The organism is Methanohalobium sp. (assembly GCF_046546175.1).
Lineage (GTDB): Archaea > Halobacteriota > Methanosarcinia > Methanosarcinales > Methanosarcinaceae > Methanohalobium.
This window is the reverse complement of sequence record NZ_JBKGYF010000141.1, coordinates 1-2,547: the sequence shown is the minus strand read 5'-3', so window position 1 is coordinate 2,547 and position 2,547 is coordinate 1. Positions and strand designations below refer to the sequence as shown.

Below are 2,547 nucleotides of genomic sequence, written 5' to 3'. Positions count from 1 at the left end.
GTAGCCGAATATGGTATCAAATATCGTACCCGTTCATCTAAAGATGTCAAGCATATCGGATTAAATTCGGCTATTTCAAATCAGATTCTCAAGAAATACACTAATGACAAAACCGCTAAAAAGGTAACCAGTGTTAAACTGACTATTCCTAAACAAAAAATCGAACTTAGAAGAAACGAAAGAACAATAAAGATAATACCTTTGAAATTGAAACTGAAGTACCATTTCCCTGATAATTTTGAAAAAATCAACCAGATTGAAGTCGGTGAGAAATATGTCTATGTGTCAGTGACCGTACCTGAGAGAGAGCAAATCGAACCGGAGGATTATCTGGGTGTCGATCTGAACACAACCGGACATATAGCTGTGATGTCAAACCCGAAGACCGGTAAAATCTGGAAACTGGGTAAAAAAGCACAGCATATATATCTGAAATATAAAAACGAGCGTAGGAAACTACAGGTCAATAACAGAGAATCAAGGATTGTCAGGGACCTGAACCATAAAATCAGTTCCAAGATTGTGGAAACCGCTGCTGCCAATAACTGTGGTATCAGGATGGAGAACCTGAAAGGTATAAGGGATTCAGCAAAATGTAAAAAATCGTTCAAATACTCTCTGCACAGCTGGTCGTTCTATCAACTGCAATTTATGTTGGAATACAAAGCCAGGCTGCTTGGAGTTAAAATTAAATACATCAATCCTGAATATACTTCACAGAATTGCAGTAGATGTGGTTATCTGGGTATTAGATACGGTGAATCATTCAAGTGTCCTCATTGTGGGCACGTTGACCATGCAGACGTAAATGCGGCGTTCAATATAGCTTTGCGTCCAGGTGGTCAATCTGGTGCAGACAGAGACGTATCAGATGGGAGTACTGGCGCTCCGCAAGTGGCAACGGTGTGACGCCCACCGACCACAGAACCCCACGGATTTATCCGTGGGAGTACGTCAGTATACAGGTTATTTACTTGTTTGTGAGGGAAATATAATGGAAAACAAATCATATGATAAAATCCTGATTGCAACTGATGGTTCTGTAAATTCTGAAGGTGCGATTGATTCAGGACTTGAGATTGCAAGATTGAGTGGGGCAAAAGTATACGCTTTATATGTTATGGCTCCTACTGGTTTCACGTTAAGAGGCACACAGGAAACATGGGTGAAGGAAGTCTATAGTGAATTAAGTAAGGAAGGAAAAGAGGCAACCGAATATATTAAACAGCTTGGAGATGAATCAGAGATTGAAGTGGAGCCTGTTTTGCTGGAAGGTGACCCCAGTGAAATGATAATTGATTTTGCTGATAGAAATGATATTGATTTGATAGTGATGGGTACCCACGGTAAAACCGGACTGCAAAAATTTTTGATTGGCAGTGTAGCTGAAAAGGTAGTTAGAAATACCAACAAAGAGGTTCTTGTTGTGCGAGGTAACAGTCCCAGTCCTGAATTTTTAAAAGAGAAAAAAAGGAAAATAAAAGAAATGATACGCAGCAAACAACAGGTCTATGAACCAAATGTTAGTGAAAAGCGGGACAATTTCCCGAATGTTAGATAAGGGATGATGTCTATCTCTTATTAATACTGTTTTTGATAGTACAAATAAGATTAAATACACCTTCCATCTAAATTTATGAGGGGAGTAGTATATGGATAATAGTGGACATTATAGAAATATATTGATAGCTACCGATGGTTCCGAGAACTCCAAAGAAGCAATCAATTCTGGTATAGAATTTGCAAAATTGACCGGTGCTAAAGTACATGCAATTTATGTTATAAATGCACCATGGGAACGAGAAGCCTACCGCTACCTAAGAGAAATAGGGAAAAAAACTACAAATGAAGTAAAACAAATCGGTGATAAAAACGGTGTAGATGTTGAAACGCATTTACTTGAAGGTAATCCTGCTGAACAAATCATTGACTATGCAGAAAATAATGATATCGACCTGATTGTAATGGGAACACACGGGGAATCAGGGCTCAGAAGATTTATGATGGGCAGCGTCGCACAAAAAGTAGTGAGGAGTTCCATTATAGAAGTACTTGTAGCCAGAGGCTAATATAAATGATTGAATATAATGGTGATGCAGAAACTGGAAGCGCCTTTTAAGCATGTCTAGTTAGCGATAGTGTCGAATGGCCAGAAAATGAAACATTGGGAGAGGAGTGGATATGATACGTCATGTTTATCACTAAAACCATAATCTTAAAATTAGCAAACCTGATAACGATTTAGTGGAAACTAGGTAAAAATATTCTTATGGAATGAATATTGCTTCTAAAATTGTTTTTGTAATGGTAAACCAATGTCTGCAAATTCTTTATCGACCCGGCTTATACTTTTCAAGCCTGTAATCGTTGTAATCACATCTCAAAAAACAACCAGAGTCGCTTGAATTTTAAATGTGAAATCTGTGGTTAAGAAGATGGGACAACAGGGTACGTGAAAGCCAACGAGTTAGTTTCTGTCTCTTAAAAGAGTTTGACCGCATTTTTTACAGGTAAAAGTTCTTACATCTGGATCCTTCTTTTCTACAT

The 2,547-nt window shown here is 38.1% G+C and carries 4 protein-coding genes; all 4 read left to right on the top strand.

Features of this window, described 5'->3' with window-relative positions; genetic code table 11:
* A partial coding sequence (locus tag ACLFMM_RS09840) for an RNA-guided endonuclease InsQ/TnpB family protein (protein ID WP_410808553.1) occupies positions 1-909 on the top strand: 909 nt, incomplete at its 5' end.
* A complete protein-coding gene (locus ACLFMM_RS09835) occupies positions 851-1,561 on the top strand; it encodes a universal stress protein (protein ID WP_410808552.1) in 711 nt (236 codons plus the stop codon). The genes ACLFMM_RS09840 and ACLFMM_RS09835, both read left to right, overlap by 59 nt.
* A gap of 91 nt (positions 1,562-1,652) precedes the next feature.
* The gene (locus ACLFMM_RS09830; protein ID WP_410808551.1) at positions 1,653-2,069 is read left to right on the top strand and encodes a universal stress protein; all 417 of its coding nucleotides are present in this window, start codon (positions 1,653-1,655) and stop codon (positions 2,067-2,069) included.
* 263 nt (positions 2,070-2,332) lie between these two features.
* Entirely contained in the window at positions 2,333-2,431 is a 99-nt protein-coding gene (locus ACLFMM_RS09825) for a zinc ribbon domain-containing protein (RefSeq protein WP_410808554.1), read from the top strand.
* Positions 2,432-2,547 lie beyond the last annotated feature (116 nt).

Excerpts from the sequence above, each read along its gene's own strand:
- ACLFMM_RS09830 (WP_410808551.1), top strand. The coding sequence starts at position 1,653 with ATGGATAATAGTGGACATTATAGAAATATATTGATAGCTACCGATGGT.